General features: G+C 74.5%; 23 protein-coding genes. 6 read left to right on the top strand and 17 right to left on the bottom strand.

Annotation, left to right across the window (positions count from 1 at the left end; genetic code table 11):
* Positions 1 to 29 precede the first annotated feature (29 nt).
* The gene (locus KPF47_RS20135; RefSeq protein WP_374108783.1) at positions 30 to 1,253 is read right to left on the bottom strand and encodes an IS701 family transposase; all 1,224 of its coding nucleotides are present in this window, start codon (positions 1,251 to 1,253) and stop codon (positions 30 to 32) included.
* 131 nt (positions 1,254 to 1,384) lie between these two features.
* Here KPF47_RS20135 and KPF47_RS20130 point away from each other — a divergent pair, with 131 nt between their 5' ends.
* Entirely contained in the window at positions 1,385 to 2,767 is a 1,383-nt protein-coding gene (locus KPF47_RS20130) for a lysine N(6)-hydroxylase/L-ornithine N(5)-oxygenase family protein (protein ID WP_224390268.1), read from the top strand.
* A 93-nt stretch (positions 2,768 to 2,860) separates the two neighbouring features.
* Here the strand turns inward: KPF47_RS20130 and KPF47_RS20125 are convergent, their stop codons facing one another.
* The 6 genes from KPF47_RS20125 to KPF47_RS20105 form a co-directional block, all read right to left on the bottom strand.
* Complete coding sequence (locus KPF47_RS20125; RefSeq protein ID WP_308015441.1) at positions 2,861 to 4,234, bottom strand: ABC transporter ATP-binding protein; 1,374 nt, start codon at positions 4,232 to 4,234, stop codon at positions 2,861 to 2,863.
* Positions 4,171 to 4,662, bottom strand: a complete 492-nt coding sequence (locus KPF47_RS40270) for an ABC transporter transmembrane domain-containing protein (protein WP_308015440.1) — start codon at positions 4,660 to 4,662, stop codon at positions 4,171 to 4,173. The genes KPF47_RS20125 and KPF47_RS40270 overlap by 64 nt, the downstream gene beginning before the upstream one ends.
* Positions 4,659 to 6,401 (bottom strand): ABC transporter ATP-binding protein, encoded by a 1,743-nt coding sequence (locus KPF47_RS20120; RefSeq protein WP_224390267.1) that lies wholly within the window; start codon positions 6,399 to 6,401, stop codon positions 4,659 to 4,661. The genes KPF47_RS40270 and KPF47_RS20120 overlap by 4 nt, the downstream gene beginning before the upstream one ends.
* Positions 6,402 to 6,565: 164 nt before the next feature.
* On the bottom strand, positions 6,566 to 7,555 hold the full coding sequence (locus KPF47_RS20115) for an ABC transporter substrate-binding protein (RefSeq protein ID WP_224390266.1): 990 nt from the start codon (positions 7,553 to 7,555) through the stop codon (positions 6,566 to 6,568).
* Positions 7,556 to 7,661: 106 nt separating this feature from the next.
* Positions 7,662 to 9,098, bottom strand: coding sequence for an aspartate aminotransferase family protein (locus KPF47_RS20110; protein WP_224390265.1), 1,437 nt, complete (start codon positions 9,096 to 9,098; stop codon positions 7,662 to 7,664).
* A gap of 11 nt (positions 9,099 to 9,109) precedes the next feature.
* Entirely contained in the window at positions 9,110 to 10,258 is a 1,149-nt protein-coding gene (locus tag KPF47_RS20105) for a GTP-binding protein (protein ID WP_224390264.1), read from the bottom strand.
* 184 nt (positions 10,259 to 10,442) lie between these two features.
* Here KPF47_RS20105 and trpS point away from each other — a divergent pair, with 184 nt between their 5' ends.
* The gene (gene trpS / locus KPF47_RS20100) at positions 10,443 to 11,510 is read left to right on the top strand and encodes a tryptophan--tRNA ligase (RefSeq protein ID WP_224390263.1); all 1,068 of its coding nucleotides are present in this window, start codon (positions 10,443 to 10,445) and stop codon (positions 11,508 to 11,510) included.
* On the opposite strand, the gene KPF47_RS20095 is transcribed toward trpS, so the two are convergent.
* Positions 11,482 to 12,126: an MOSC domain-containing protein gene (locus KPF47_RS20095; protein ID WP_224390262.1), complete on the bottom strand. Its 645-nt coding sequence runs from the start codon at positions 12,124 to 12,126 to the stop codon at positions 11,482 to 11,484. The two genes, trpS and KPF47_RS20095, sit on opposite strands and share 29 nt — an antisense overlap.
* Before the next feature lie 47 nt (positions 12,127 to 12,173).
* On the bottom strand, positions 12,174 to 13,685 hold the full coding sequence (locus KPF47_RS20090; protein ID WP_255660142.1) for a long-chain-fatty-acid--CoA ligase: 1,512 nt from the start codon (positions 13,683 to 13,685) through the stop codon (positions 12,174 to 12,176).
* A gap of 113 nt (positions 13,686 to 13,798) precedes the next feature.
* Between KPF47_RS20090 and KPF47_RS20085 the strand changes: the two genes are divergently transcribed.
* Complete coding sequence (locus KPF47_RS20085; protein ID WP_224390260.1) at positions 13,799 to 15,085, top strand: MFS transporter; 1,287 nt, start codon at positions 13,799 to 13,801, stop codon at positions 15,083 to 15,085.
* A 105-nt stretch (positions 15,086 to 15,190) separates the two neighbouring features.
* Here KPF47_RS20085 and KPF47_RS20080 read toward each other — a convergent pair whose 3' ends face one another.
* The 3 genes from KPF47_RS20080 to KPF47_RS20070 all read right to left on the bottom strand — a co-directional run bounded on the left by KPF47_RS20080 (position 15,191) and on the right by KPF47_RS20070 (position 18,525).
* Positions 15,191 to 16,726 (bottom strand): acyl-CoA synthetase, encoded by a 1,536-nt coding sequence (locus KPF47_RS20080; RefSeq protein ID WP_224390259.1) that lies wholly within the window; start codon positions 16,724 to 16,726, stop codon positions 15,191 to 15,193.
* Positions 16,727 to 16,822: 96 nt separating this feature from the next.
* On the bottom strand, positions 16,823 to 17,167 hold the full coding sequence (locus KPF47_RS20075; protein ID WP_224390258.1) for an Lsr2 family protein: 345 nt from the start codon (positions 17,165 to 17,167) through the stop codon (positions 16,823 to 16,825).
* 218 nt (positions 17,168 to 17,385) lie between these two features.
* Entirely contained in the window at positions 17,386 to 18,525 is a 1,140-nt protein-coding gene (locus tag KPF47_RS20070; RefSeq protein WP_224390255.1) for an MBL fold metallo-hydrolase, read from the bottom strand.
* 52 nt (positions 18,526 to 18,577) lie between these two features.
* Here KPF47_RS20070 and KPF47_RS20065 point away from each other — a divergent pair, with 52 nt between their 5' ends.
* Together KPF47_RS20065 and KPF47_RS20060 are read left to right on the top strand one after the other, a co-directional pair.
* Entirely contained in the window at positions 18,578 to 19,348 is a 771-nt protein-coding gene (locus tag KPF47_RS20065; protein ID WP_224390254.1) for an enoyl-CoA hydratase-related protein, read from the top strand.
* A 45-nt stretch (positions 19,349 to 19,393) separates the two neighbouring features.
* On the top strand, positions 19,394 to 19,885 hold the full coding sequence (locus KPF47_RS20060; RefSeq protein ID WP_224390253.1) for a MarR family winged helix-turn-helix transcriptional regulator: 492 nt from the start codon (positions 19,394 to 19,396) through the stop codon (positions 19,883 to 19,885).
* A 4-nt stretch (positions 19,886 to 19,889) separates the two neighbouring features.
* Here the strand turns inward: KPF47_RS20060 and KPF47_RS20055 are convergent, their stop codons facing one another.
* The gene (locus tag KPF47_RS20055) at positions 19,890 to 21,227 is read right to left on the bottom strand and encodes an acyl-CoA dehydrogenase family protein (protein ID WP_224390252.1); all 1,338 of its coding nucleotides are present in this window, start codon (positions 21,225 to 21,227) and stop codon (positions 19,890 to 19,892) included.
* 228 nt (positions 21,228 to 21,455) lie between these two features.
* Between KPF47_RS20055 and KPF47_RS20050 the strand changes: the two genes are divergently transcribed.
* Positions 21,456 to 23,060, top strand: coding sequence for an AMP-binding protein (locus KPF47_RS20050; RefSeq protein WP_224386208.1), 1,605 nt, complete (start codon positions 21,456 to 21,458; stop codon positions 23,058 to 23,060).
* 213 nt (positions 23,061 to 23,273) lie between these two features.
* On the opposite strand, the gene KPF47_RS20045 is transcribed toward KPF47_RS20050, so the two are convergent.
* The 4 genes from KPF47_RS20045 to KPF47_RS20030 form a co-directional block, all read right to left on the bottom strand.
* Positions 23,274 to 25,058, bottom strand: coding sequence for an MFS transporter (locus tag KPF47_RS20045; RefSeq protein ID WP_224386207.1), 1,785 nt, complete (start codon positions 25,056 to 25,058; stop codon positions 23,274 to 23,276).
* Between the two features lie 89 nt (positions 25,059 to 25,147).
* Positions 25,148 to 25,765 (bottom strand): TetR/AcrR family transcriptional regulator, encoded by a 618-nt coding sequence (locus tag KPF47_RS20040; protein ID WP_224386206.1) that lies wholly within the window; start codon positions 25,763 to 25,765, stop codon positions 25,148 to 25,150.
* Between the two features lie 77 nt (positions 25,766 to 25,842).
* Positions 25,843 to 26,283, bottom strand: coding sequence for a tautomerase family protein (locus KPF47_RS20035; protein WP_224386205.1), 441 nt, complete (start codon positions 26,281 to 26,283; stop codon positions 25,843 to 25,845).
* A 135-nt stretch (positions 26,284 to 26,418) separates the two neighbouring features.
* Positions 26,419 to 26,993, bottom strand: a 575-nt coding sequence (locus tag KPF47_RS20030) for a L,D-transpeptidase (protein WP_224390257.1), incomplete at its 5' end; no start/stop codon positions are given.

The raw sequence follows: 26,993 nt of genomic DNA, 5'->3' as shown, positions 1-26,993 counted from the left end.
CCAGCACGGCGCCTGGGTGGGAATGTGGATCAGAGGTGCCAGGAGACGTCGGATCTCGGCGAGGGTGAGCGGGATGAGCCCGTGATCAGGTCTTTTGGGGCGATCGCCGCGGTGACCGAGAGGTAGGCGTGGGCGAGAATAGCCAGGGTGACGTGGCGGTACCAGGCGTCGTAACGCCGCACTTGATAGTGGTCGAGCCCGACCTCGTTCTTCGCGGTCTGGAAGCACTCCTCGATCGCCCACCGCGTGCCGGCGACGCGGATGAGATCGTCGTCGGTGGTGCCGGGCGGGCCGGCGCACAGGTAGTAGGCCAGATCGGGCTCCTCGCCGGCGGAGAGCTGTGTGTCGGTGAGGATCTGACGTCGGACCAGTAGCCATCGGCCCCATCCGGCCGGGGCGTTCTCGGGCGGATACAGCGAGGCCACGGCCCAGTCGTAGAAGCGTTCTCCCTTCACACCCGGACCGGCTGAGCGGCGCTTCCACGCCCGTCCGGGAGCGCGGGCGACCAGGTCGTCGGCCCGTCGTGAGCCGCTGATCTGACAGATGTCGGCGTCCAGGGACAACGGGACGGACTGGCTGCGCGGAACCGCGACGACGTAGCCGATCCGGCGCTGCTCGCACCAGGTGCGGAACTTGTAGTCCTGCCCGTATGCCTCGTCCGCGGTCACCCATCCTGCGGGAACCCCGGCATCGAGGGCACGGCCGAGCATTTCCTTGGCCAGCGTGGCCTTGGTGGCGAACTCGATCTCCTCAGGCACCGCCGCGGCTCGGCAGCGTTCCCGATCACCGGTCCAGGACTTGGGCAGGTAGAGCTCGCGGTCGATCAACGTCCGGCCCTTGCTCGTGGCATAGGCACAGAAGACTCCGAGCTGGCAGTTCTCCACCCGCCCGGCAGTGCCCGAGTACTGGCGCTGCACCCCCGCCGACTTCGTCCCCTTCTTCAGGAACCCGGTCTCATCGACGATCAGCACCCCACCGGACTCGCCGAGGTGCTCGACGACGTAATCCCGCAGGTCATCACGGACACCGTCGACATCCCAGGTCGCGGAGTTGAGCAGCCGCTGCATCCCATCCGGAGTCGTGTCACCGGCGACCTCGGCCAGCGTCCACCCGTTCTTCCCCGCCAACGGCGCCAACAACCCCCGCACATACGCCCGCGCCCGACGCCGCGGTTCCGTCCGGAAGAACCGGCCCGCCACCAGCCCGAACAGCCCATCCAGGCCACCGGCCCACGCCTCGAGATCCTCCTCCACCTGCACAAGATCGAAGCTTAGCGCACATCAACATCACAAACTGCGGCTGGAGTACTAGGCGGGTCATCCCCCGTCGTGTTGCAGTTAGCCTCGCCTTATCTGAGGCGTGCCGAAGCAACGAAAGGACCGTGATGGCGAACCCCGCGAACGCGCACCCCCACTCCACCCCGGAGGTACTCGACGTGGTGGGGGTCGGGTTCGGGCCGTCGAACCTCGGCATCGCCATCGCCCTGCTCGAGCACAACGCGTCGGTCCCGGCCGACGCGCGGGTGAGCGCCCGGTTCGTGGAGCGCCAGGAGCGGTTCGGCTGGCACCGCGGGATGCTGCTCGAGGATGCGACCATGCAGGTCTCGCACCTGAAGGACCTGGTCACGCTGCGGAACCCGACGAGCGGGTTGTCCTTCCTGTCCTATCTGCACGACCGGGACCGGCTGGCGGACTTCATCAACTACGGCTCGTCGTTCCCCACCCGCCGCGAGTTCCACGACTACCTGGAGTGGGCCGCGGCGCGGGTCGGCGAGATCGGCGCGGCCGCCGGATCGGCGGTGACGGTCGGCTACGGCAGCGAGGTCGCCGGGATCGAGCCGGTCCGCGGCGAGGACGGCGTGGACCTGGTCGACGTGGTCGTCCGCACGGGGGAGCGGGTGGAGCGGCTGCGTGCCCGCAACGTGGTCCTCGCCTGCGGGCTCACGCCCGTCCTGCCGCGCGGCATCACCGCAGGCGGCCGCGTCTGGCACAACCGCGATCTGCTGTTCCGCACCGGCGGGATGGCCGGGTCCGCGCCGTCCCGGTTCGCCGTGGTCGGTGCGGGGCAGAGTGCTGCGGAGACCGTGGAGCATCTGCACCGTACGTTCCCGGGTGCGGAGGTGCATGCGGTGTTCGCCCGTTACGGCTACAGCCCTGCTGATGACACGTCGTTTGCCAACCGGATCTTCGATCCGGGGGCGGTGGACGATTTCTTCGCCGCGCCGGAGGAGGTGAAGGACCGGATCCTGGGTTATCACGCGAACACGAACTACTCGGTGGTCGATCCGGAGTTGATCGAGGGTCTGTACCGGACGCACTATCACGAGCGGGTCGCGGGGACCGAGCGGTTGCGTTTCCGGAACGTGTCGCGGGTGGCCGATGTGGTGGATGTCGGGGACCGGGTGGAGTTGGCGGTGGAGTCGCTGATCGACGGTTCGCGTGAGGTCATCACCGCGGACGCGGTGGTCTACGCGACCGGCTACCGCCCCGCCGACCCGCTGTGGTTGCTGTCCGGCGGCCTGGACGAGGCCTGCGCCCGCGACGCCCGTGGTCGGCTGGACGTCCGGCGCGACTACCGGCTCGGCACCACCGCGCTGGCCGACGGCACGCCGGTGCGGGCCGGCTTCTACCTGCAGGGACCGACCGAGCACACGCACGGGATCACCTCGACGCTGCTGTCCAACATCGCGGTGCGCTCCGGCGAGGTCGTGGCCTCGCTGACCGGTGCCTCGTTGCCCTCGACGGCGCCGACACCCGTCGTCGTCTGAGCGCCGCGCCGCACCCCGTCCCGCCGGTCCCGGGGAAATCCGTGCCCGCGGGACCCGTGGCCCCCCGGGGCACCCTCCGCGTCGGTCGGCTCCTCAGCGGTCCCCGCCGGCGACGGGCCGGCCACGCAGACCCGTCCAGGCCTGCCACAACGCGGCGAACCGGCCGCCGGAGGCGACCAGCTCGGCGTGCGTCCCGGACTCCGCGGTCCGCCCGGCGTCGAGCACCAGCACGTGGTCGGCGTCGGCGACCTGGCTGAGCCGGTGGGCCACGACGACGGCCGTGCGACCGGCCAGCGCGGCGTCGGCGGCGCGTTCCAGCTCCGCCGCGCCGGCGCTGCCCGCCTCGGCGGTGGCCTCGTCGAGGATCACGACCGGCGGGTCGGCCAGCACCATCCGGGCCAGCGCGAGCTGCTGGGACTGCACGACGCTCAGGGCGTGCCCGCTGTCGCCGACGACGGTGTCCAGACCGTCGGGGAGCCGGTCCACCCACGGGGTCGCACCGACCGTGGCCAGGGCGGCGCGCAGCTCGTCGTCGGTCGCGTCCGGGCGGGCCAGGCGCAGGTCCTCGGCGAGCGGCCCGGCGAACACGTGCACCTCCTGGGTCACCAGGACGACCGGCGGTCGCCCGCCGCGACGGTCGATCCGCTCCAGCGGCACGCCGCCGATCTCGACGACCCCGGCGTCCGGGGTGTGCATGCCGGCGACGAGCTTGGCCAGCGTGGACTTGCCCGCACCGCTGGTGCCGACCAGCGCGACGCGGGCGCCGGGGGCGAGGTCGAGGTCGACACCGGACAGCGCCGGGTGGCCGTCGACGTAGGAGTGGGTCAGGCCGCGCACCCGTACCCGGGCATCGGCGGGAACGGCCGGGTCCGCGGGCGGGGCGGGCGGGTCGATCTCGGCGACGCCGACGATGCGCCGCAGCCCGGCCACCGCGGACTGGGCGGCGTCGAGCTGGAACAGCATGATGTTGATCGGGGTGAACAGGTTGATGAAGTACAGCGCCGCCGCGCTCGCCGTACCGATCGTGGTGCTGCCGTTGCCGACCAGCACGAACCCGGCGACCAGCACCCCGCACAGCCCGAGCACCTCACCGGCGTTGAGCCGGCCGAAGAAGCGGGTCTGCAGCACCACGAGCCGCTGTCCGATCCCGGCGACGGCCTCGGCCCGGGCGCGGACCCGGTCGAGGTGGTCCTCGGTGAGGCGGAACGCCCGCACCGTGCCCACCCCGGCCGCGGTGTCGAGCAGCTGCTGCTGCTGCTGCTGGGCGCCGCCCGCGATGCGCTCGGCGTCGTAGAGCGGCCCGGAACGGCGCAGGAACCAGCGCGCGGTGACCACCTGGATCGGCACCGCCAGCAGCGCGCCGAGCAGGAACCGCCAGTCCAGGGCGGCGAGTGCGACCAGGGTCAGGCCGATGACCAGCGCGGCCCTGGCGAACTCGGGCAGCGCCTCGCGCACCGCCTCGCCCACGACCGGACGTCGTCGGTGACGCGGGAGGTGAGGTCGCCGGACCCGGCCCGTTCCAGGGTGTCCAGCGGCAGGTCCAGTGCCCGGGCGACGAAGCGTTCCCGCAGCCGGGCGAGCATCGTCTCGCCGACCCGGGCGATCAACGCGATCCCGGCGAAGGCGAGCGCGCCCTGCACGACCGCGACCCCGGCCAGGGTCGCGACCGGCGCGGTCAGCGCGGACGGCTGGGCCCCGCGGGCGGCGAGGTCGACGATCCGGCCCAGCAGCGGTGCCGCGACCAGGCTCACCGCCGCCCCGGCGACCAGCGCGACGAGCGCGGCGACGGCGGTACCGCGCCGCGGGCGCAGCAGCTCACCGAGGACGGCGCGGGTGCGGCGGCCGTCGGCGACGGGAAGCAGGCGCGGCCCGGACGGTTCGGTCCCGGTGGTCATCCGGTCACCACCCTGCGGTAGTCGGCGTCGTCGGTCATCAGCTCGGTGTGCGTCGCGTCCGCGACGACCCGGCCCTCGCGCAGCACCACCACGCGGTCGGTGACCGCGAGCAGCGCCGGGCTGGTCGTGAGGAGCACGGTCGTCCGGTCGGCGCGGTGCTCGCGCAGCCGCGCCGCGATCTCGGTCTCGGTGACGGCGTCGACGGCGGTCGTGGGGTCGTGCAGCACGAGCACCGGGGGGTCGGCGGCCAGCGCCCTCGCCAGCGCGACCCGCTGGCGCTGCCCGCCCGACAGCGAGCTGCCGCGCGAGGCCACCGGGGTGTCGGCGCCCCGGGGCAGGGCCTCGACGGCCTGGTCGGCGCGGGCGGCGGCCATCGCCGCGACCGTGGCGGACGCCGGGGCGCCGTCGCGGGTCGCGGCGGTGACGTTGTCCAGGACGGTGCCGGTGAACAGGTGCGCGTCGTGGGCGGCGACGAGCAGGGTGGCCCGGGTGGCGGCCGGCGGGAGGTCGTCGACGCCGGAGCCGTCGAGCAGGATCCGCCCCGATTCCGGGGCGACGTCGCGGGCCAGGCAGCGGGCGAGCGCGGTCGCCGCGGAGGGGTCGGGGACCACCACACCGAGCAGCTGGCCGGGCGGGACCGCGAGGTCGAGGCCGTCGAGCGGGCCGTGCCGCAGCCCGGTGAGCGCGAGCGCCGGCCGCGCGCCGGCCGGGTCCTCGGTGGGACCGGAGCCGGGGGTGTCCCCGCCCGGTCCGACGGCGGGGGGCGCGGAGAGGACCTCCGCGATCCGCCCGGCCGAGGCCCGTGCCTGGGCCAGGCGTGCCCCGGCGACGCCGAGGGTCTGCAGCGGCCCCACCAGGAACTGGGCGAGCCCGACCGCCGACACCAGGTTGCCGACGGTGATCGACCCGTCGAGCGCGAGCAGGCCACCCACCAGCGCGATGACCGCGAGGAACAGGCCGTTCGCGAGCTGGACGGTGCCGAGGAACCCGGCCTCGGCGCGGGTCGCCCGCAGGGTGGCGCCGAGCGCGGTGCGGCTGCTCGCCGCGTACTGCTCGGCCGCGGCGGGTCCGGCGTCCAGCCCCTTGAGGACCCGGACACCGGACACGAGGTCGGCCGCGGTCCCCGCCGCCCGCGCGGCCCGTTCCTGCTCGGCACCGCTGCGCCGCTCCAGCGGCCGTCCGACCCGGCCGATCAGCCACAGCAGCGGCGGCGTGCCGAGCAGGATGAGCAGACCCAGCGGGAGCGAGATCCGCAGCAGCGCGACGGCGGCGACCACGAGCGCGGCCACGGCCGCCGCCGCGGTGGGGATCCAGAAGTTCATCATGGCGACGCGCTTGGCGTCGGCGACGGCGATCGAGGTGAGGGAGCCGGGCAGCCGGCCGGTCTCGGCGCCGCCGCGGTGGTCCAGCAGCCGGGCCGCTACCCGGGTGCGCAGCCCGGCGTCGGCCCGCAGGTCGGCGTGCAGGGCCTGGCGGGCGCCGAACCGGTAGCTGTAGGACAGCATCGCGAAGTCCGCGGCCAGCACCAGCAGCCAGAGCACCAGGCTGCCCGTGTCGCCGGTGGTGACCGCGCGGTCGATCACGACGCCGACCAGGACCGGTACCAGCGCCTCACCCACCTGGTGCCCGCACAGCAGGACGGTCGCCGCCGCGACCCGGCCGCGGAACGACCTGATCGTGCTGCGGACCACCTCCCGTGCGGTGACCCGTGTGTCACCGGTGCCCGTGTGCTCGGTCATGAAGGGAGGCTAACCTCACCACCGCGTCGCGATCATGACGGTGGGTGTGTGGGGCCGGCGCCGGGTCGCACCGGGCGTCGGCTCCACCCGGACCCGGACCCGGTCACGGAGGGGCTGCCGGGGTGGACGACGAGCGGGCGCGTCCACCCCGGCAGCGGCCGGCGTCAGTTGCCCGGGGCGCGGCCCTGCAGTGCGGCGTCGAGCTGCGGCACGACGGCGTCGATGGCGTAGGGCAGCGACAGCGGGCTGGAGTAGCCCAGCGCGGCGGCGAACTCGGTCTCGAACGGCCCGAGGTAGGCGACCCGGCCCTGCTGGACCGCCGGGATCGCGCGGAAGACCGGGTCGGCCTCGGACTCCGCGCGCGAGCGGCCCAGGACCACCAGCACGTCGCCGTCCAGGTCGCCCTGTCGTTCGAGGGACAGGGTCTGCGTGTCGGGACGCACGGTGAAGCCGAGGCCGGCGAAGATCTGGGCGCGCAGGTCGTCGGTACCCATGTCGTAGGGGACGCCCTCGATGAAGAAGTCCATCTTCAGGTTCTTTCCCGCGAAGTCGGGGTGGGCCGCCTTCGCCTCGTCGAACTTCGCGCGGGTCGCGGCGATGACCTGCTCGGCCTGCTCGGTGCGGCCGGTGGCCGGCCCGGTGATGCGGGTCTGCTCCTCCCAGCCGGCGGCGTTCGTGCCGTCCGGGGTGCCCTGGGCGACGGTCGGCGCGATCTGCGACAGCGCGGTGTAGGTCGCCTGGTCCATGAAGGAGTAGACGCCGAGGATCAGATCGGGGTTCAGCGCGGCGACCTGCTCCACGGGGATCTCCGCCCCGGTGAGCAGCTGCGGCTGCGTCCCGCCGAGTGCCTCCTGCGCCCAGGGGCGCTGCGCGTAGTCGTAGTCGCCGATGTTCTCCCGGACCCCGACCGGCGTCACCCCGAGGGCGAGGGCGAAGTCGGCGTCGTTGAAGCCGACGGTCACCACCCGCTGCGGTGCGGCGGGGATCGTCGTCTCCCCGAAGGCGTGGGTCAGGGTGACCGGGAACGCCCCGGCGGGGGCGTCCCCGGCGGGTGCGGGTGGTGCCGCGTCGTCGGAGGCCCCGGAGGAGCAGCCGGCGAGTGCCAGCACCAGGACCACGCACGCGGCGAGCGCGCGGAGCAGGGGTCGGGGCATGGGGGCGGTCCTTTCGACGGGACCCGTGCGGGCGGGGTGCACCGGGCGCCGGGGGAACAGGGCAGTGCACCCTTCCGGGTGGACAGGCGAACCTTACCCATACCGGTCACGATCGGGCAGACAGGACATCCCACACGACGTCGAGGTGCTCCCGGGTGGTCGTGACCCCACCGAAGGCCACCCGCACCACCGGGTGCCCGTCGACCTCGGTGCCGCTGAGCAGCACCCGGCCGTCGGCGTCGGCCCGCTCCCGCAGCGCGGTCGTCGCGGCGTCGCCGGCGCGCGAGCGCAGGCACACCAGCGACAGGACCGGCGCGCACGCCAGCTCCAGGTCCGCGTGCGCCCGGATCCGGTCGGCCAGCTCGGCCGCGAGCGCGACGTGCCCGCGCAGATGTGACCGCAGCCCGGGCAGTCCCTGGCCGTGCAGCACCGCCCACAGCTTCAGCGCCCGGAACCGCCGCCCCAGCGGCACCTGCCAGTCCCGGAAGTCCACGACGGCGCCGGAGTCGGAGCGCGCGTCGCGCAGGTAGGGCGGGGTGATCGACAGCGCAGCCGGCAGCGCGCGGGCGTCGCGCACCCAGAGCAGCGAGGCGTCGAAGGCGGTGAGCAGCCACTTGTGCGCGTCGGTGCAGAACGAGTCGACACCGCGTCCCGGGCCCGGGTTGACGCCGTCGAGCACCCAGCGGTGCTCCGGGCAGAGCGCGGCCACGCCGGCCCACGCGGCGTCGACGTGCACCCAGGCCCGGTACGGCGCCGCCGCGGCGACGAGTGCCGCCACCGGGTCGCTCGACCCGGTCGAGGTCGTGCCGACGGTCGCGCAGACCAGCACCGGGACCAGCCCGGCGGCGGCGTCCGCGGCGAGGGTGTCGGCCAGCGCGGCGGGGTCCATCCCGCGGGTACCCGGGGTGCACGCGACGGTCCGCAGCCCGTCCGCGCCGAGCCCGGCCACCCGGACCGCCTTGGCCAGCGAGGAGTGCGTCTCGGCGGTGACGTAGACCCGCTCCCGCCCGGTCACCCCGCGCACCCGCCAGCCGGTCCCCGGGTCCGGGGCGGCCCGGTGCAGCGCGGCGGTCAGTGCGACCAGCGCCGCCGAGGACGCCGAGTCCTGGATCGCGCCGCCCCCGCCGCCGTCGTGGGTGAACGTCTCGTCCAGTCCGAGTGCCCTGGCCAGCTGGTCGGTGACCGCCTGCTCCACCTCGGTGCAGGCCGGCGAGGTCGACCACAGCATCCCCTGGGTCCCGGCACCGCCGGACAGCAGCTCGCCGAGCAGCGAGGTCAGCGAGGCGTTGGCCGGGAAGTACGCGTGGAACCCCGGGTGCTGCCAGCGGGTGTCGGCGTCGCCGGTCACGGCCTCGACCAGCGACGGGAACGCCGCGAGCGGCTCGGGGTCCTCGTTCGCCTCGCGGGCGAAGCGGGCCCGCACGGTGCCGGGCTCGACGGCGTCGCGGACCGGGTGGCCTTCGATGCCGGCGCGGGCGTCGGCGACGGCGTCGACGAACAGGTGGCCGAGGGCGCGGAACTCGTCCGGGGTGAGGTCGGGCACGCGCCGGGACGCTACCCCGCCACGGATGCGTGCTCGTGCACGTCGTCGAGGTCCCAGGCGGGCAGCGGGTCGGGCAGGGTGCGCCAGGTGCCGGGGCCGGCGAGCAGCTCGTCGTCGGTGAGCAGGGCCCGGTCGAGACGTGCGGTGACCGCGTCCCGGGTCAGACCGAGCCCGATGAACACGATCTCCTGGCCGCGGGGCCCGTCGAACGACGACCACGGTGCCGCCGGGTCCAGGGCCATGTTCGGGCCCGCCTGCGACCACATGCCGGCGATGTCGGGACGGGTCGCCAGCCAGCAGAACCCCTTGCTGCGCAGCAGCCCGGGCCACTCGGTGAGGGCGTCGAGCAGCCGGGCGGGGTGGAAGGGGCGCCCGGCCCGCCAGGTCACGCTCGCGATCCCGTACTCCTCGGGCTCGGGCTCGGGGGTGTGGCTGCCGTTGAGCTCCTGGGCCCAGCCGGGCGTCGCGGACGCTGCCGCCGGGTCGTAGCGGTGGGTGTCGAGCAGTGCGGCGACCGGTACCTGCCCGCGGACCGCGCGGATCCGGCGCGCGCCCGGGTTCATCCGCGACAGCAGGGCCTCGATGCGGCCCAGTGCGTGCGGCGCGACGAGGTCGGTCTTGTTCACCACCAGCAGGTCCGCGAACTCGACCTGGTCGGCGAGCAGGTCCGACAGGGTCCGCTCGTCGCCCGGCGCGGCCTGCAGCTCCCGGTCGGCCAGGGAGTCCTCGGTGGTCAGCAGGCGCTCGAAGGTGGAGGCGTCGACGACGGTGACCATCGTGTCGAGCCGCGCCACGTCGGACAGCGCGGTGCCGTCGTCGAAGGTCCACTCGAACGTCGCGGCCACCGGCATCGGCTCGGAGATGCCGGTCGACTCGACGACGACGTGGTCGTAGCGGCCCTCGGCGGCCAGCTCGCCGACCGTGGTCAGCAGGTCCTCGCGCAGGGTGCAGCAGATGCAGCCGTTGGTGAGCTCGACCAGCTTCTCCCGGCCGCGCTGCAACCGGACCTGGGCGCCGTCGATGTTGACCTCGCTCATGTCGTTGACGACGACGGCGATCCGCCGCCCGTCCCGGCCGGCGAGCAGGTGCTCCAGCAACGTCGTCTTCCCCGCGCCGAGGAAGCCGGACAGGATCGTGACGGGAACGCGACGGTCGGCCATGCCTTCACGATAGCCATTGTCGATAATGAAGGGGTAAGCTGCCCCCGTGCGCACCTCCCGTCCGGTCTGGTGGCGGCTGCTCCCCGCAGCCGCGTAGACGCACGTCGTCCTTCCCCCCGGGCTGCACGAGCAGCCCGGAGGTCCGTGGTGTGGCGCGTGCAGCTCCCGTTCTCCAGGAGCTGTCATGGATTCCTTCGCCGCCACCGTCGCCCGCATGCCCGCGCTGCGCGCCGCCGTCGCCGCCGACCCGTCCGCGCACCTGGTGCTGACCGGGGAGCGACCGACCGGTCCGCTGCACCTGGGGCACCTCGTGGGCACGATCGCCGAACGCGTCCGGCTGCAGCGTTCCGGTGTGGACGTCCTCGTGATCCTCGCCGACTACCAGGTCATCACCGACCGCGACGTCGCCGACCGGCTGGAGGAGTACGTCCGCGGTGCGGTCCTCGACCAGCTCGCCGCCGGTCTCGACCCGGACCGCACCACGGTGTTCGCCCACTCCGCGGTGCCGGCGCTGAACCAGCTGATGCTGCCGTTCCTGTCACTGGTCACCGAGGCCGAGCTGCACCGCAACCCGACGGTGAAGGCCGAGCACGCGGCGTCCGGGCGGGCGCTGTCGGGACTGCTGCTCACCTACCCGGTGCACCAGGCCGCCGACATCCTGTCCTGCCGGGCCGACCTCGTCCCGGTCGGCCGGGACCAGCTGCCGCACATCGAGCTGACCCGGGTGCTGGCGCGGCGCTTCGCCGAGCGGTACGGGCCGGTGTTCACCCCGCCCGAGCCGATGCTGACCGACACCCCGGACCTGCCCGGCCTGGACGGGCACAAGATGTCCAAGTCCCGCGGCAACGCGATCCCGCTCGGCGCGACCGCCGACGCGACGGCGGCGATCGTGCGCCGTGCCCGCACCGACTCCGAGCGCCGGATCACCGTCGACCCCGACCGCAGGCCCGGGGTGTACGGGCTGCTCTCCACCGCGGCGGTGTGCCTGGGACGGGACCCGCACGAGCTGGCCGAGGGACTCGACGGTGCCGCGGCGCTGAAGCGGCTCACCGTCGACGCCGTCAACGACCACCTCGCCGGGCACCGCGCGCGCCGCGCCGAGCTCGCCCGCGACCCCGGTCTGGTCGACGACGTGCTGGCCCGCGGCAACGCCCGCGCGAACGCCCTGGCCGACGAGACCCTCGACGAGGTCCGCACGGCGATGGGGTTGCGCTACGGGCGGGTCAGGACCGGGATGCGGTCCGCCGGGTGACCGTCTCCCGGATCCGCGGCAGCAGGTGCTCACCCGCGGCCAGCAGGTCCGGGAGGCGGGCGGGTTCGGCGAGCAGCGCCCGGAACGCGTCGGCGACGGTGACGCCGTGTCCGGGCCGGTGCTCGACGCTCACGACGTCCCCGGCGCGGACCGCGCCGGACGACAGCACCCGCAGGTAGGCGCCGGGGCGGGCGGCCACGGTGAACCGCTTCACCCAGCCCGCCCGCTCCAGGTGCGCGGCGAAGGTGCGGCACGGGATCCGCGGGGCCGTCACCTGCAGCAGTACCCCGCCGACCCGCCACCGCTCGCCCAGCTCCGCACCGCACACGTCGACGCCGCGGGTGGTGAGGTTCTCGCCGAACATCCCCGCCCGCAGCGGGCCCAGCTCCGGGACGAAGAACTCGAGGTCCTCCCGGGCGTAGGCGTAGACGGCCTGGTCCGGGCCGCCGTGGTGGTCGGCGTCGCAGATCGTGTCGCCGGCCAGCGCGCTCGCCGCCGGCGCGGGGACCTCCACCCGGACCGCGCCGGACACCGGCCGCTTGTCGATGCCCGAGGCCCCGGCCTTGGCGAGGATCGGGCGGGCCACCCCGGTGTTCACGGACTCCACGACGGACACCCGCCGACCGTAGGCCCGTCACCACCGCCGACGCGAGCGGGTTCGCCTCACCCCGCCCCGTGGGCCCGCCGCAGCTCGGTCTTGAGGACCTTCCCCGACGGGTTGCGCGGCAGCGTCTCCACCAGCGCGAGCCGGGTCGGCCGCTTGTAGCGGGCCAGCCGGTCGGCGCACCACGCGGTGAGCGCGTCCAGGTCCGGGGGAGCGGCCGGGTCGGCGGGGACGACCACCGCGAGCGGCGTCTCGCCCCAGCGCGGGTCGGGCACCCCGACGACCGCGACGTCGACGACGCCCGGGTGCGCGGCCAGCACCTCCTCGACCTCGGCGCTGGACACGTTCTCCCCGCCGGAGATGATCATGTCCTTGGCGCGGTCGACGACGTAGAAGTAGCCGTCCGGGTCCTCGCGTACCAGGTCACCGGAGTGGAACCAGCCCCCGCGGAACGCCTCGGCCGTCGCCTCCGGACGGCCCCAGTACCCGCGCATCACGGTCGGGCCGCGGTAGACGATCTCACCGACCTCGCCGCGGGGCACGTCGTTCATGTCGGCGTCGACCACCCGCACCTCGACGCCGACCATCGGCGTCCCCACCGAGCCGATCTTGCGCACCGAGTCCTCCCCGCGCAGCACGCAGGTGATCGGGCTGCACTCGGTCTGCCCGAACGCCGTCACCACGGTGGCCTGCGGGAACGTGTCGATCATCGTGCGGATCAGGGTCGTCGACGCCGGTGCCGCGCCCCAGGTGATCCGGCGCAGCGCCGACAGGTCCCGCTGCGCGATGCCCGGCACCGCACAGATCGCCTGCCACTGGGCCGGGACGAAGAAGCACGACGACACCCGCTCCCGTTCCAGGGTGTCGAGGGTCGCGACCGGGTCGAAGCCGCCCGACGGCGGGATGATCACCCGGCCGCCCGCGATCAGGGTGGGGAGCATCCCGGACAGCCCGGCGATGTGGAACAGCGGCGCCCCGGACAGCGAGACCCGGTCGTCGCCCGCGGTGCCCAGGTGGGTGATCGACAGGAACGCGTGCAGCAGCAGGTTGCGGTGGGTCAGCACCGCACCCTTGGGACGGCCGGTCGTGCCCGAGGTGTACATGATGTAGGCGGGCTCGTCGTCGGCGACGTCGTCGCCCCAGGAGCCCGGGTCGGCGTCGGCGAGCAGGGCGTCCAGGTCCGAGCCGAGGGTGAGCACCGTCCGCACCGAGGGGGCCTGCTCGCGCGCGGTCCGCACGGTCGCGGCGAACCCGTCGTCGCACAGCACGGCGGTCGGGGTGCAGTCGGTCAGCTGGTAGGCGATCTCACCCGCGGTGAGCCGGAAGTTCAGCGGCACGCAGATCGCCCCGCGGCGCAGCACCGCGAGGTAGCCCTCGACCAGCTCGACGGAGTTGAGCCCGAGCACCGCGACCCGGTCCCCGCGGTCGACGCCGCGGTCGGCCAGCACGCCCGCCAGCCGGGACACCCGGTCGTCGAGCTGCGCCCAGGTCCGCGCCGACCGCGGGTCGGCCAGCGCAGGGCCGTCCGGTGTGGTCCGTGCGTGCCGCGCGACGACGTCGGCCGCCGTCATCCCGTGTCCCGTGATCGTGCCCACCGGTGCCTCCCGAGCCTCGACTGCACCGCCACTGTGGTCCCGCCCACCCCGGTGGGGCAAGATCACACCCCGCCGTGCAGGCTCACGCGGTGAGCACGACCCCCGGCGGCGGCGACGCCGACCGCAGCGATCCCGACGGCGACGATCCCGACGGCGGCGGCACCGGAGCCCGCGACACCGGCGGCGGCGACGCCGGGGGTGCGGTCCGCGACGGAACCCGTCGGCTCCGGCTGCTGCAGCTGGCCTCGCTGACGAGCACCGTCGACCGGTTCGCCATCGCACCGCTGCTGGTGCCGATCGCCGCGTCCTTCTCGGCGCCGCTGGCCGCGGCGGCCGGCGCGGCCGGGGGGTACTTCCTCGCCTACGGCCTCATGCAGGTCGTGTGGGGCGTGCTGTCCGACCGGATCGGCCGGGTCCGGGTGATGCGGGTGGCCCTGGTCGGTGCGGTGCTGGGCGGGATCGCCTCGGTGCTCGCCCCGACCCTCGGGGTGCTGGTCGTCGCCCGGGTGCTCACCGGCGCCTGCACGGCGGCCCTGATCCCGGCGGCGCTGGTCTACGTCGGCGACACCTGGCCGGCGGCGGTCCGGCAGCGGCCGTTGTCGGACCTGCTCGCCGCGACCGCACTCGGCACCGCCGTCGCGACGGCCGGCGCGGGCCTGCTCGCCGACCTGGCCGGCTGGCGCGCGGTCCTCGGGGTGACGGCGGCGGGCTGCGCGGTCCTGTTCGTCGCGCTGCGGGCGCTGCCCGAACCCGACGGCGCCCGGTCGACCTCGCGGGGGTTCTCCGCCGCCGTGGTCCGCCCGCTGGCGACCGTCGCCGGGAACGGCTGGGCGCGGCTGGTGCTGCTGCTCGCCTTCGTCGAGGGCGCCGTCGTGCTCGGCGTGCTGACCTACCTCGCGCCGTCGCTGCAGGCCGGAGGCAGCTCGGCCGCGCTGGCCGGGCTCGCCGCCGGTGGCTACGGCGTCGGTGCGGTGCTGTTCTCCCGGGTCGTGCGACGCCTGGTCGGTCGGCTCGGTCCGGCCGCGCTGGCCGGCACCGGTGGTGGGTTCCTCGTCGTCGCGTGGGTCTTCCCGCTGGTCGCCGTGCACCCGGTCACGGTCGCCGCGGCCGGTCTCTGCCTGGGCGGGGCGGGGGCGTTCCTGCACTCGACCCTGCAGACCTGGGCGACCGAGGTCGTCCCGCAGGCCCGGGCGACCGCCGTCGCGCTGTTCGCGACGGTGCTGTTCCTGGGCAGCTCGGCCGGGACCGCACTGGGCGCCCCGCTCGCCGACGCCGGGCGTTTCGCCCCGCTGTTCGCCGCCGCCCTGGTCGCCTCGGTGCCGCTGGCGCTGGTGGCCGCGTGGACCCGCGCCCGCTACGCCCGCCGCAGCTCCTGACCCACCCGCACCGCCGAGCCCCCGTCCCGGGTGCCCGGCGGTGTCGGTCCCGCGGCGCTCCCGGCCGGGGGACCGACACCCCCGGAGCGGCCCGGAGGGCGCGCGTCACACGTAGCGGTCGCGGAGCTCCCGCTTGACCAGCTTGCCGGTGGGGGTGCGCGGCAGGAAGTCGGTGAAGTCCACCGACGAGGGCGCCTTGTAGTGCGCGATCCGTTCCCGCACGAACTCGATCAGCTCGCGCTCCAGCTCCGGCCCGGCCTCGACGCCCTCCGGGGGCTGGACGACGGCCTTGACCTTCTCGCCCATCTCGTCGTCGGGCACCCCGATGACGGCGACGTCGAGCACCTTCGGGTGCAGGGCCAGGGCGTCCTCGACCTCCTGCGGGTAGATGTTCACCCCACCGGAGATGATCATGAATGCCTTGCGGTCGGTGAGGAACAGGTACCCGTCCTCGTCCAGGAAGCCCAGGTCCCCGGTGGTGGTCCAGGTCTCGTGGTCGGGGTGGGTCGCGGCCAGGGTCCTGCCCGGGTCGTTGTGGTACTCGAACGGGCGGACGTCGCGTTCGAAGTAGACGGTCCCGATCTCGCCGGGGCCCAGCACGGCGCCGGTGTCGTCGGCGATCCGGATGGTGCCGAGCCCGGCACGCCCGACCGAGCCGGGACGCTCGGCCCACTGCTCGGAGTCGATGAAGGTGATGCCGTTCGACTCGGTCGCGGCGTAGTACTCGTGCAGGACCGGGCCCCACCAGTCGATCATCGCCTGCTTGACGTCCACCGGGCACGGGGCGGCCGCGTGGATCGCGACCCGCATCGAGGACACGTCGTAGGAGGCGCGGACCTGCTCGGGGAGCTTGAGCATCCGCACGAACATCGTCGGCACCCACTGCGAGTGGGTCACCGAGTGCTGTGCGATCAGCGCGAGCGCCTTCTCCGGGTCGAACCGCTCCATCACCACGACGGTCCCGCCCAGCGCCTGCACCGTGGCGGTGAACCGCAGGGGCGCGGCGTGGTAGAGCGGCGCCGGGTTCAGGTAGACGGTGTCGGTGTCGAACCCGTACATCGGCCCGAACAGGGCCTGGTAGGTGTCGCCCGGCTCGTCGACCCGGCGGTCGGGCAGCGTCGGCTTGATGCCCTTGGGGCGCCCGGTGGTGCCCGAGGAGTAGAGCATGTCCGCGCCGCGGGGCTGGTCGGCGGGCGGCTCGGCGGACACCGGGGCCAGGGTCTCGTCGTAGTCGGCGTACCGCGACGCCCCCGGGATCTCACCGCCGAACGCCAGCCGGACCGGGGTGTCGACGTGGTCCTCGATCGCCGCGGCCAGCCCGGCCACACCGGCCGAGACGACGAGCGCCTTCGCGCCGCAGTCCCGCACGATGTAGGCCGCCTCCGGCGCGGAGAGGTGGTGGTTCACCGCGGTGATGTAGAGGCCCGAGCGCTGGGCCGCCCAGTAGACCTCGTAGACCCGTGGGGTGTTCTCCGCGACGAGCGCCACGACGTCGCCCCGCTGCAGCCCGGCCGCCCGCAGGTGGTTCGCGAGCCGGGCCGAGCCCTCCTCCAGCTCACGGAAGGTCAGGGTCTCGCCCGAGCCCCCCATGATCACGGCCGGCTTGTCGGGGGTCGTGGCGGCGTGGGTGCCTGGGTACATCGGGGCCTCTCCGTCGGTGCGCGCCGCGGATCGCCCGGCGCACGTCTGCATGCGGGCCGATCCTGCCACCCGGTGCGACCACGGCGGCGGCAGCGGTCAGGAGGCCGCGTTCTGATAGGCCTCGAGAACCGACGACGGGATACGCCCGCGCTCGGAGATCTTCATGCCCTGGGCCACCGCCCATTCCCGCACGGCGCGGTTCGCGGCGCGTTCCGAGGCGCTGGATCCGTTCGACGACGAGGAGCTGGAAGGGGCACTGCGCCGGCCGGACGCCCGCCGGGCGGCGGCGACGTAGGGCGCCAACGATTCCCGCAGCTTCTCGGCATTCTTCGTGGACAGGTCGATCTCGTAGGCGCGGCCGTCGACGGAGAACTCCACCTGCTCGTCGGCCTCGGTGCCATCCAGGTCGTCGACCAGGGTGATGGTCGTCTGCTGCGCCACGTCGTCATTCCTTCCACGGGGGAATCGCCGGACCGGCCGGAGACAGGAATCGACCGGTCGGGGCCGGAACCGATTCTTCGGGCAGAAGAATAAAGGATGCCGAACCGACCTGTCGAACCCCTGCCCGGAAATAGTCCGGCGCCGGCGTTTCCGGTCGGGGGATACGTCGTCCGGGCGACGGGAATGGGCGGAAAGGGCCAGCGGGAACGTGCGGCGAATCAGCGGACGGTCGGCCACCACGGCTCGGTGGGGACCACGGCGCGCGCGTCGTCGACCGTCGTGACCCCGGTCAGGTCGATGCGCTCGCCCGGCCGCGGCAGCGCCAGGACCACGTCCTGGTCGGCCGCGGCCTTGCGGGCCCGCTCGGCGGGCTCGTCCCACGGGTGGAAGCCCAGGTCGAACGTGGCCCAGTGGATCGGCAGCATCACCCGGCCGCCGAGCTCGCGGTGTGCGGTGACCGCCTGCTCCGGATCGGCGTGGATGTCGGGCCACAGGTCGGCGTAGGCGCCGATCGGCAGCACCGTCAGATCGAACGGGCCGTGCGCGGCCCCGGTGCGCGCGTGCGCCCGGGTCGCCCCGGTGTCCCCGCCCAGGTAGGCGGTGTGCTGCGGCCCGGCGACCTTCCAGGCGGCCCACAACGTCGTGTTGCGGCGCAGCCCCCGCCCGGAGAAGTGCCGGGTCTCCAGGCACGTCAGCTCCAGCCCGGCGACCGAGACCACGCCCTCCCAGTCGCGCTCGACGACCCGGTGCCCCGGCACGCCCCAGGAGCGCAGGTGCGCGCCCACCCCGAGCGGCCCGACGAACACCGCGGAGGTCCCCCGGGCCAGCGCGGTGACCGTCGGGCGGTCGAGGTGGTCGTAGTGGTCGTGGCTGATCACGACGACGTCGGGGGCCCCGAGCTCGGCCAGCGGCGCCACCGGCGGGTGCAGCCGGCGTGGCCCGAAGCGCGGCACCGGGGAGGCGTACTCCGACCAGACCGGGTCGACCAGCACCCGGCGGCCGTCGATCTCGAGCAGCACCCCGGCGTGGCCCAGCCAGGTCACCGCCAGCCCGGCGGGCGTGCCGGGCCGCTGCGGCGGCGCGATCGGCACCGGGGCGGGAGCGATGCCCCGGGACCGGCGGCCGACCAGCATGTTGAGGATCATCCGGGCCGAGGCCTTGGCCCGCGGCAGCCCCGGTTCGGTGTTGGCGAACAGCCCGTCGACGGCGTTCGGCGAGGCGGACGCGATCCGGCGCAGCTCGCTCGCGCGGGCCCCCATGTTGCGGCGGACGTGCAGCCCGAGACCGGCGAGGGCACCGGTCAGGACCAGCGGGACGGACAGGACGGCCGCGGACGGGACGCGCTTGCTGCGGGACACGATCACCACACTACGAACGCCCCGCGCCCGCTCCCCACCTACAGTCACGATCGTGACCGACGGCATGGCGGGGACCCGGGTGACCACCGAGCGGCACGGGCACGTGCTCCTGATCCGGATGACCCGGCCGGACAAGCGCAACGCCGTCGACGCGGCGATGACCGCGGGGCTCGACGAGGCTCTCAACACCCTCGACGACGACCCCGACCTCTGGTGCGGAGTGCTGGCCGGGGGCGCGACGGCCTTCAGTGCGGGCACCGACCTGGCCGCGGGCTCGGGCGGTCCCACCCCCCGCGGCGGGAACTACGGCGTGGTCCGGCGCGACCGGCGACGTCCGCTGATCGCCGCGGTCGAGGGCGTCGCCTACGGCGGTGGCTTCGAGATCGTGCTGGCCTGCGACATGGTCGTCGCGTCGACGACCGCGCGCTTCGGGCTGCCGGAGGTCGCCCGCGGCCTGGTCGCGAACTGCGGGGCGCTGTTCCGCGCGCCGCGGCCGCTGCCGCTCAACGTCGCCAAGCAGCTGCTGGTGACCGGGCGCCCGCTGGACGCCGAACGCGCGTACACCCTGGGTCTGGTGACCGAGCTGGTCGAGCCGGGACGGGCGGAGGGCGCTGCCCTGGAGCTCGCCGACGTGGTGTGCGAGAACTCGCCGCTGGCGGTGTCGGTGTCGCTGCGTGCGCTGGAGCGCGTGGTGTCCGAACCGGACGAGCGCGGCTGGAACGCCACCGGGATCGCCTCGGCGGCGATCGACCGGTCGGCGGACCGGGCGGAGGGGATCGCGGCGTTCCTGGAGAAGCGCCCGCCACGCTGGACCGGGCGCTGACCCGTCCCCGGCGCGCGCCGGCGCTCGGCGACTAGGCTCCCCGGCATGCCTGCCCGGACGCGACGCGAGGACCTGGTCGCGCTGCTGCAGGACTACGCAGGCGAGGCCGAGCTGCTCGGCCAGGAGTTCGCGGGCCGGCACCGGCTGCACCCCACCGACCTGCACGCGCTGCTCGCGGTGATGCGCGCGGACTCGGCGGGGGAGCCGCTGACCCCGGGGGTGCTGGGCGCCCGGCTCGGCCTGTCCACCGGCGCGACGACCGCACTGGTCGACCGGCTGGAGCGCGCCGGGCACGTGCGGCGCAGCCGCGAGTCCACCGACCGACGGCGGGTGACCCTGCGTCAGGCCGAGAACGCCGCCGAGGTGGGCGGGGCGTTCTTCGGCCCGCTGGGCGCCCGGATGGACGCGGCGCTCGCCGGGTTCGACGACGACGAGCTCGCCGCGGTGGCCCGTTTCCTCACCGCGATGAACGCGCTGGTCGCGGACTACCGCGCCGACCTCGCCGCCGGACCGGAGCCGAGGTCGACCCCGGCCTGAGTCGTCAGGCGTTCGCCGCGGCGGTGTCGAGGTACTCCGCGAACCTGCGCCGCGCGGCCTCGGTGCGGGTCGGGATGTGCTCGGTCGGGACCTCGACCGGGGTGTAGCCGCGCAGGATCCGCCGCGCGACGGACTCCTTGTGCACCTCGTCGGGGCCGTCGTAGATGCGTGCCGCGCGGGCCGCCCGGTACATCTGCTCTAGCGGCAGGTCCCCGGAGAAGCCCAGTGAGCCGTGCACCTGGATGGCGCGGTCGATCACGTCGTGCAGCACCTTCGCGCCCCAGTACTTGATCATCCCGATCTCGATCCGGGCGTTCGACGCGCCGACCTGGTCCATCGTCCACGCGGCGTGCAGGGTCAGCAGCCGCGCCGCGGCCATGTCCGCCGCCGACTGCGCGACCATGTCCTGCACCATCTGCTTGTCCGCGAGGCGGGTCCCGCTCGCCGTCCTCGACACGGCGCGCTCGCAGAGCATGTCGAACGCCCGCCGGGACTGGCCGAGCCAGCGCATGGCGTGGTGGATGCGTCCCGGGCCGAGCCGCTGCTGGGCGAGCCGGAAACCGTCACCGGGGCTGCCGACGAGGTTCGTCGCCGGCACCCGGACGTCGCGGTAGAGGACCTCGGCGTGACCACCGTAGATCTCGCCGCCGATCTCGGGGTGGTCCATCACCGGGATGTCGCGGGCGACGTCGAGTCCGGGGGTGTCGGTCGGGACGATGATCATCGACGCGCGCTGGTACGGCGGTGCGTCCGGGTCGGTCACCACCATCGCGATGAGGAAGTCCGAGCCGGTGGCGTTCGAGGAGAACCACTTGTGGCCATTGATGACGTAGTCGTCGCCGTCGCGCACGGCCCGGGTGGACAGCATCGTCGGGTCCGCGCCGGCGCCGGGCTCGGTCATCGAGAAGCAGGACCGCAGCTCGCCGCGCAGCAGCGGGTGCATCCAGCGCTCCTTCTGCTCCGGCGATCCGCCGATCGCGAGCAGCTCGGCGTTGCCCGAGTCGGGCGCCTGGTTGCCGAACACACCCGGCGCGTAGCGGCACTGGCCCAGGATCTCGTGCATCAGCCCGAGCGAGACCTGCCCGAACCCGCCGCCGCCGAGCTCCGGGGGCAGGTGCGCCGCCCACAGGCCCTGCTCCTTGACCTGCTCCTGGAGCGGGGCGGTGATCCGGGCGAAGGTCTCCCGGTCCAGGTCGAGCGTCTCCAGCGGGATGATCTCGTCGCGGACGAAGCCGCGCATCCACTTCAGCTTCTCCTCGAACTCCGGATCGGTGCTGAAGTCCCACGCCATCGCGTCCGCCTCCCGACGAGCCTCGTTGCCACGGCGAACGTAACCCAGCACCGAGCCACGGCGACAGGGCCGCCGTCCGGCCGCCGTCCGGCCGCCGACCGGCCGGTGATCGACGGTGCGCGCGGTGATCCGCTCCCCGGGTGCGTCCGGACGCACGCAGGGAGCGGATCACCGGGCGGGGATCGGATCACTGAGCGGGCGGCGGATCGACGTGCGGCGGCGGACCACCGGGCCGACGCGGCGATTGCGCCGGTCCGCGTCGCCGGGGAGGCTCGGGGGATGACCGACGAGGCTCCCGTCCCCACCCACCCGGCGGGTGTCCCGGCCGATCTGGTGGACCTGTCCTACGAGCCGCTGACGCCCACGGCGTTCCTCGACCGGGCCGCGGCGGCGCACGGGGACCGGGTCGCGGTCGTCGACGGTGACCTGCGGTTCACCTACACCGAGTTCCGGGACCGCTGCCGGCGACTGGCGGGCTCGCTCGCCGCGCTGCACGGCGGGCGCCCGGTCGCGGTGCTCGTGCCGAACACCCACGTCGGGCTGGAGGCGGCGCACGCGGTCCCCTGGTCGGGCGCGGCGCTGGTCGCGGTCAACACCCGGCTGTCGGCGGGCGAGGTCGCCTACATCCTGGAGCACTCCCGCGCCTCGGTGCTGGTGGCCGACCCGGTGTTCGACGACCTCGTCGCCGAGGTCACCGCCCGCCTCGACACCCCGCCGCACACCGTGCGGGTCGGCCCGGACTACGAGCGCCTCGTCGAGCAGGGGGAGCCCACCGCGGTGCGGCCGGGCGACGAGCGCGGCCTGCTGTCGATCAACTACACGTCCGGGACCACCGGGAACCCGAAGGGCGTGATGTACCACCACCGGGGTGCCTACCTGCAGGCACTGGCGATGGTCGGGCACACCGGGCTGACCGCGTCGTCGGTGCACCTGTGGACGCTGCCGATGTTCCACTGCAACGGCTGGTGCTTCCCGTGGGCGGTCACCGCGGCCGCCGCCACGCACGTCTGCCTGCCGAAGGTCGAACCGTCCCGGATCTGGCAGCTCGTGCGCGAGCAGGGTGTCACCCACCTCAACGGGGCCCCGACCGTGCTGTCGATGATCGCCTACGCCCCGGAGGCCGGGCCGGTGGAGACGCCGGTGGCCGTCGCGACCGGGGGAGCGCCGCCGAGCCCGGCCATCCTGCGCCGGATGGCCGAGCTCGGGTTCGAGGTGACCCACCTCTACGGGCTCACCGAGACCTTCGGTCCGGCGATGATCTGCGACTGGCGCCCGGAGTGGAACGACCTCGACGCCGACGCGCGGGCGCGGATGAAGGCCCGGCAGGGCGTCGGGAACATGATCGCCTGCGCCGTCCGGGTGATCGACGCCGACGGCGCCGACGTCCCGGGCGACGGGCGGACCACCGGGCAGATCGCGCTGCGCGGCAACAACGTCATGCTCGGCTACCTGGACGACGACCAGGCCACCCGCGACGCCGCGCCGGACGGCTGGTTCCGCACCGGGGACATCGGCGTCATGCACCCCGACGGCTACGTCGAGCTCCGCGACCGCTCCAAGGACGTGATCATCTCCGGCGGGGAGAACATCGCCAGCGTCGAGGTGGAACAGGCCATCGCCGACCACCTGGCCGTCCTGGAGGTCGCGGTGATCGCCGTCCCGGACGAGCGGTGGGGCGAGGTCCCCGCGGCCTGGGTGACCCTGCGCGAGGGGGCGAGCGCCACCGAGGACGAGATCGTCGAGCACGTCCGGGGCCGGCTGGCGCGGTTCAAGGCACCGAAGCGGGTCACCTTCGCCGAACTCCCGAAGACCTCGACCGGGAAGATCCAGAAGTTCGTCCTGCGCGACGAGGCGTGGGCGGGGGAGGAGCGCCGGATCCGGTAGCCGCGCCGCGGCCCCCCGCGGCGGTCCCGCCGGTGCTGCGCGGGACCGGAACGGACCGGCCCGGCGCCGCGGACACCGGCTGTGCGCCACGGGCCCTCACAGCGACGCGCGGTGCCGGCGACGCAGGCGCCCCGCGCGCCCGCGTCGACGCCCCCGGACCGGTCCCCCCGGGGAGGCCGGACCGGTCCCCCGGGAGGCCGGACCGGGACCGGGTCAGAGCGGGTCGGCCGCCGGCGCGTCCCGCCGCACCAGCGACAGGGCCGCCTCACCACCCAGTGGCACCCGGTGGGCACGCGGGTGATGACCCGCCTCGGTGACCACGAGGACCACGTGCGTCCCCGGCGCCACCCGGGAGCCGTCCACCGGGACGGCGAGCCGCCCGTCGGGTCCGGTCACCGCCCGGGCCAGCTCGGCGCCGCCGGCGTCGATCACCGTGCCGACCGCACCGGCCAGCGGCCGACCCCGGCCGTCCCGGACGATGCCACGCACCACCGGCGAGGTACCGGGTGTCCGGCCGTCGGCGTGGGCGGCCACCGCGACGCGGGCGTCCACGGCGGCGCCCACGGCGGTCCCGGCCGCGGGGTCGACGGCGGCGTCGCCCGTGGTGTCCGCGCCCCCGGTCGCCGGAGCCGGCCGTCGTTCGGCGGCGGCGAGCACGAGTGCGAGGAGCGCGGCGACCACGGCCGACCCCGTCAGGAGCACCCATCCGGCCCGGACCGAGCCGAACTCCGACGGCAGCCCGGTGGTGTGCGCACCGATCACCGAGACGAGCAGGGCCACGCCCAGCACCGACCCGACCTGCCGGGCGGTGTTGATCAGCGACGAGCCCGAGCCCCACTGCGGGGCGGGCAGCGCGGAGCCGACCACGGACGAGAGCGTGGGCAGGATCAGCCCGACGCCGAGCCCGGTGAGCAGCTGCCCGGGGAGCATGCCCACGCCGTAGTCGGGCGTGCGGCCCAGGTGGAGCAGCCACCAGACCGGCCCGGCCGCGAAGGCCAGGGCGCCGAGCGCCGCCGTCGCACCGATCCCGATCCGCGCCGACAGCCGCCCGGCGAGCCGCGAGACGACGACCACGACCATCGGCCCGGGCGCGAGCGCCAGGCCCGCGAGCTGCGCCGTCCAGCCCCAGGTCCCGGTCAGGTAGAGCACGTTGACGACCAGCATCCCGGCGAACCCGCAGGTGAAGGCCACCATCGTCAGCGCGGCGAGGCCGACGGCCGGCACCCGGACGACGGCGAGGTCCAGGGCCGGGACGGCGTGCCGTCGCGACCGCAGCACGACCGCGACCAGCCCGAGGACCGCGATCCCGGTGGCGGTGAGGACCTCCGCCGAGAGCCACCCGTCGTCCGGGGCGCGGACCAGGGCGTAGGCGAGCGCGCCGATGCCCAGGATCAGGGCCAGTGCGCCGAGCAGGTCGGGCATCCCGGTCCGTGCGACGTCGGACTCGCGCAGCGCCCGCGCCCCGGCCAGCAGCGCCGCGAGCCCGATCGGCACGTTCACCAGGAACACCCAGTGCCACGACGCCTGCACGAGCAGCCCGCCCAGGGGCGGACCGAGCGCCGCGGCGACGGCGCCGATCGAGGCCCACGCGCCGACGGCGCGGCTGCGGTGCTCGGCCGGGTACGCGGCGAGCAGCAGCGACAGCGAGGTGGGCATGACGAAGGCCGCTCCCACGGCCTGCACCGCCCGCGCCGCGACCAGCAGCACCACGCTCGGCGCCACCGCGCAGGCGACCGAGGCGAGGGTGAACACGGCGAGCCCGACCAGGAAGACCCGCTTGTGCCCGAAGCGGTCGGCGAGCCGCCCGGCGAGGGCGAGGAACGCCGCGAACACCACGGTGTAGCCGTTGAGGATCCACGACATCTGCCCGAGGTCGGTGCCGGGGAACGAGGCGCGGATGTCGGGGAAGGCGATGTTGACGATGAACAGGTCGAGGCTCGACAGGAACGCCGCCGCCGACGTGATCAGCAGGACGACACCGGGCCGGGGGGCGGGCATGGCGGTCCTCTCGATACGGACTGATCGGTCCGGTCCGACGGGCGGGCAGGGCGGGCGGGCCGGGCGGCACCGGGCGACGGGGCGGGTGGTCAGGCCCCGACGAGGCGCCGGGTGAGGCGCACGGCGGTGTCGGCGCCGCGCCGGAGACCGTCCGGGTCGCGGTGGGCGGCCTGCATGAACAGCCCGTCGACGACCAGGCAGAGCTCGTCGGCGAGCCGGTCGGGGTCGTCGGTCCCGAGCTCCCCGACCAGTCCGTCGATGACCGCGCGTACCTCCGCCAGGTGTTCCCGGGCGAGGGTGGCCGGTGTGCCGGCCCCGACGGAGGTGTCCGCGCCGTCCGTGGAACCGGCGGGGGAGTCGTCGGGGAACTCGACGAGGTAGTTGCGGAAGGCGCACCCCCGCGAGCCCGTGCGGGTCACCAGGTCGCCGAGCTCGCCGACCAGGGCCACGAGCCGGTCGCGCGGGTCGTCGCCCGCCGCGTCGAGGGCCCGGTGGATCGCGTCCACCCGGCGCTCACGGACCCGGCCGAGGTAGCCCGCGACCAGGTCGTCCTTGGTGGTGAAGTGCTGGTAGAGCAGGTTCTTCCCGGTGCCGGCCTCGCTGATGATCCGGTTCATCCCGACCGCGCGGACCCCGTGCGCGTAGAACAACCGCGACGCGGTCGCGAGGATGCGTTCCCGGGTGCCCGGGGCGGGCGTGCGAGCCATCCGGCGATGATAGCGGACCGATCGGTCCGTTCGTGGCGTCGTGCCGGAAGTGGCCGGTCCGGCCCCGGGAGCCGGCATCAGGGACCGCTCGTGACGACGTCGTCGAGGGGGACCGGCGCGCCGCGCTCGGCCCACAGGCGCTCGCCGGGGGTCCCCGGCCCCGGCGGGCGCAGCCCCTGGATGAGCCAGAGCTCCCGGGAGGTCTCGTCGACGTGGAGCTCCCAGTCCAGCGACCGCTCGGCCATGAAGGGGGTCAGCAGGTCGCGGACCCGGCCGATCAGGCGGTCGCGCGCGGACGCGTCGGGCAGGGTCCGGGCGATGTGGTCCACCTGGATCCGCACGGACCGCTCCCGGGGGACCCCGCCGATGAACAGCGCACCGGGTTCGGCGGCCTGGAACACCACGCCGACGTAGAACGGCGGCAGCATCGAGTAGATGCCGGTGATGCCCTCGGCCAGGATCCGCCGGTCGTCGGGGTCGAGGCAGTCGGCGCTGTGGTGGACGGTCCAGAGGGGCATGGGAGGCCTTTCCGTCGTTGCAGGGTCCCGGGGAGCTTAACGGACCGATCGGTCCCGGACCAGACGGTCCGTCACGACGTGCCGCGCTGTCGTCGGGCGGCCCGGCTCCCGGGAGCGCTCGTCCGCGTGCGGGGGTCAGGACAGTGCGCTCAGCGAGCGCCACTCGTCCCAGGGGATCGACCAGTCGTAGAGGTCGCCGTCGGCCGCGGTCAGCGGCTGCGAGCTGCCGGTCACCTCGACCGGGTCGCCGAACACGGCGCTCGCGAAGAACTCCTTCGCGTCCCGTGTGGACAGGTTGATGCAGCCGTGGCTGACGTTGCGGTTGCCCTGGGCCCACGACGAGGCGGGGTTGGCGTGGATGAACTCGCCGTTGTTGGAGATCCGGACCGCCCAGAACTGCGGCTCGTCGACGTAGCCGTAGTCGGGGTTGCTCATCAGCACCTTCTCCGACTTGGCCATCACCACGTGCACCCCCGAGCGGGTCACCCGGCGAGGGTCGGACTCCAGCCCGTAGGAGGCGTCGTAGCGGGCGACCTCCGCGCCGTCGCGGACGACGACGATCGCGTGGCTGCGGGTGTCGGCCTTCACGACCTGGCTGCGCCCGACGGTGAAGGTCCGGTCCAGGTCGTCGGTCACGTAGGTGCCCCCGCCCAGGTCGAGCCCGCGCAGCGCACCCCGCACGTGGACCCGCGTGTGCGCGGGCCAGTAGG

Origin of the sequence: Pseudonocardia sp. ICBG1293 (genome assembly GCF_020131355.1) — a bacterium.
Classification (GTDB): Bacteria; Actinomycetota; Actinomycetes; order Mycobacteriales; family Pseudonocardiaceae; genus Pseudonocardia.
Note: the sequence above shows the minus strand (reverse complement) of the source record. Positions and strands in the feature narration are given on the sequence as shown.

Bases quoted from the DNA above. Each gene is read 5' to 3' on its own strand.
- KPF47_RS20130 (WP_224390268.1), top strand. From the start codon at position 1,385: ATGGCGAACCCCGCGAACGCGCACCCCCACTCCACCCCGGAGGTACTC.
- KPF47_RS40270 (WP_308015440.1), bottom strand. From the start codon at position 4,662: ATGACCACCGGGACCGAACCGTCCGGGCCGCGCCTGCTTCCCGTCGCC.
- KPF47_RS20120 (WP_224390267.1), bottom strand. From the start codon at position 6,401: ATGACCGAGCACACGGGCACCGGTGACACACGGGTCACCGCACGGGAG.
- KPF47_RS20115 (WP_224390266.1), bottom strand. From the start codon at position 7,555: ATGCCCCGACCCCTGCTCCGCGCGCTCGCCGCGTGCGTGGTCCTGGTG.
- KPF47_RS20105 (WP_224390264.1), bottom strand. From the start codon at position 10,258: ATGGCCGACCGTCGCGTTCCCGTCACGATCCTGTCCGGCTTCCTCGGC.
- trpS (WP_224390263.1), top strand. From the start codon at position 10,443: ATGGATTCCTTCGCCGCCACCGTCGCCCGCATGCCCGCGCTGCGCGCC.
- KPF47_RS20090 (WP_255660142.1), bottom strand. From the start codon at position 13,685: ATGACGGCGGCCGACGTCGTCGCGCGGCACGCACGGACCACACCGGAC.
- KPF47_RS20080 (WP_224390259.1), bottom strand. From the start codon at position 16,726: ATGTACCCAGGCACCCACGCCGCCACGACCCCCGACAAGCCGGCCGTG.
- KPF47_RS20060 (WP_224390253.1), top strand. From the start codon at position 19,394: ATGCCTGCCCGGACGCGACGCGAGGACCTGGTCGCGCTGCTGCAGGAC.
- KPF47_RS20050 (WP_224386208.1), top strand. From the start codon at position 21,456: ATGACCGACGAGGCTCCCGTCCCCACCCACCCGGCGGGTGTCCCGGCC.
- KPF47_RS20045 (WP_224386207.1), bottom strand. From the start codon at position 25,058: ATGCCCGCCCCCCGGCCCGGTGTCGTCCTGCTGATCACGTCGGCGGCG.
- KPF47_RS20040 (WP_224386206.1), bottom strand. From the start codon at position 25,765: ATGGCTCGCACGCCCGCCCCGGGCACCCGGGAACGCATCCTCGCGACC.
- KPF47_RS20035 (WP_224386205.1), bottom strand. From the start codon at position 26,283: ATGCCCCTCTGGACCGTCCACCACAGCGCCGACTGCCTCGACCCCGAC.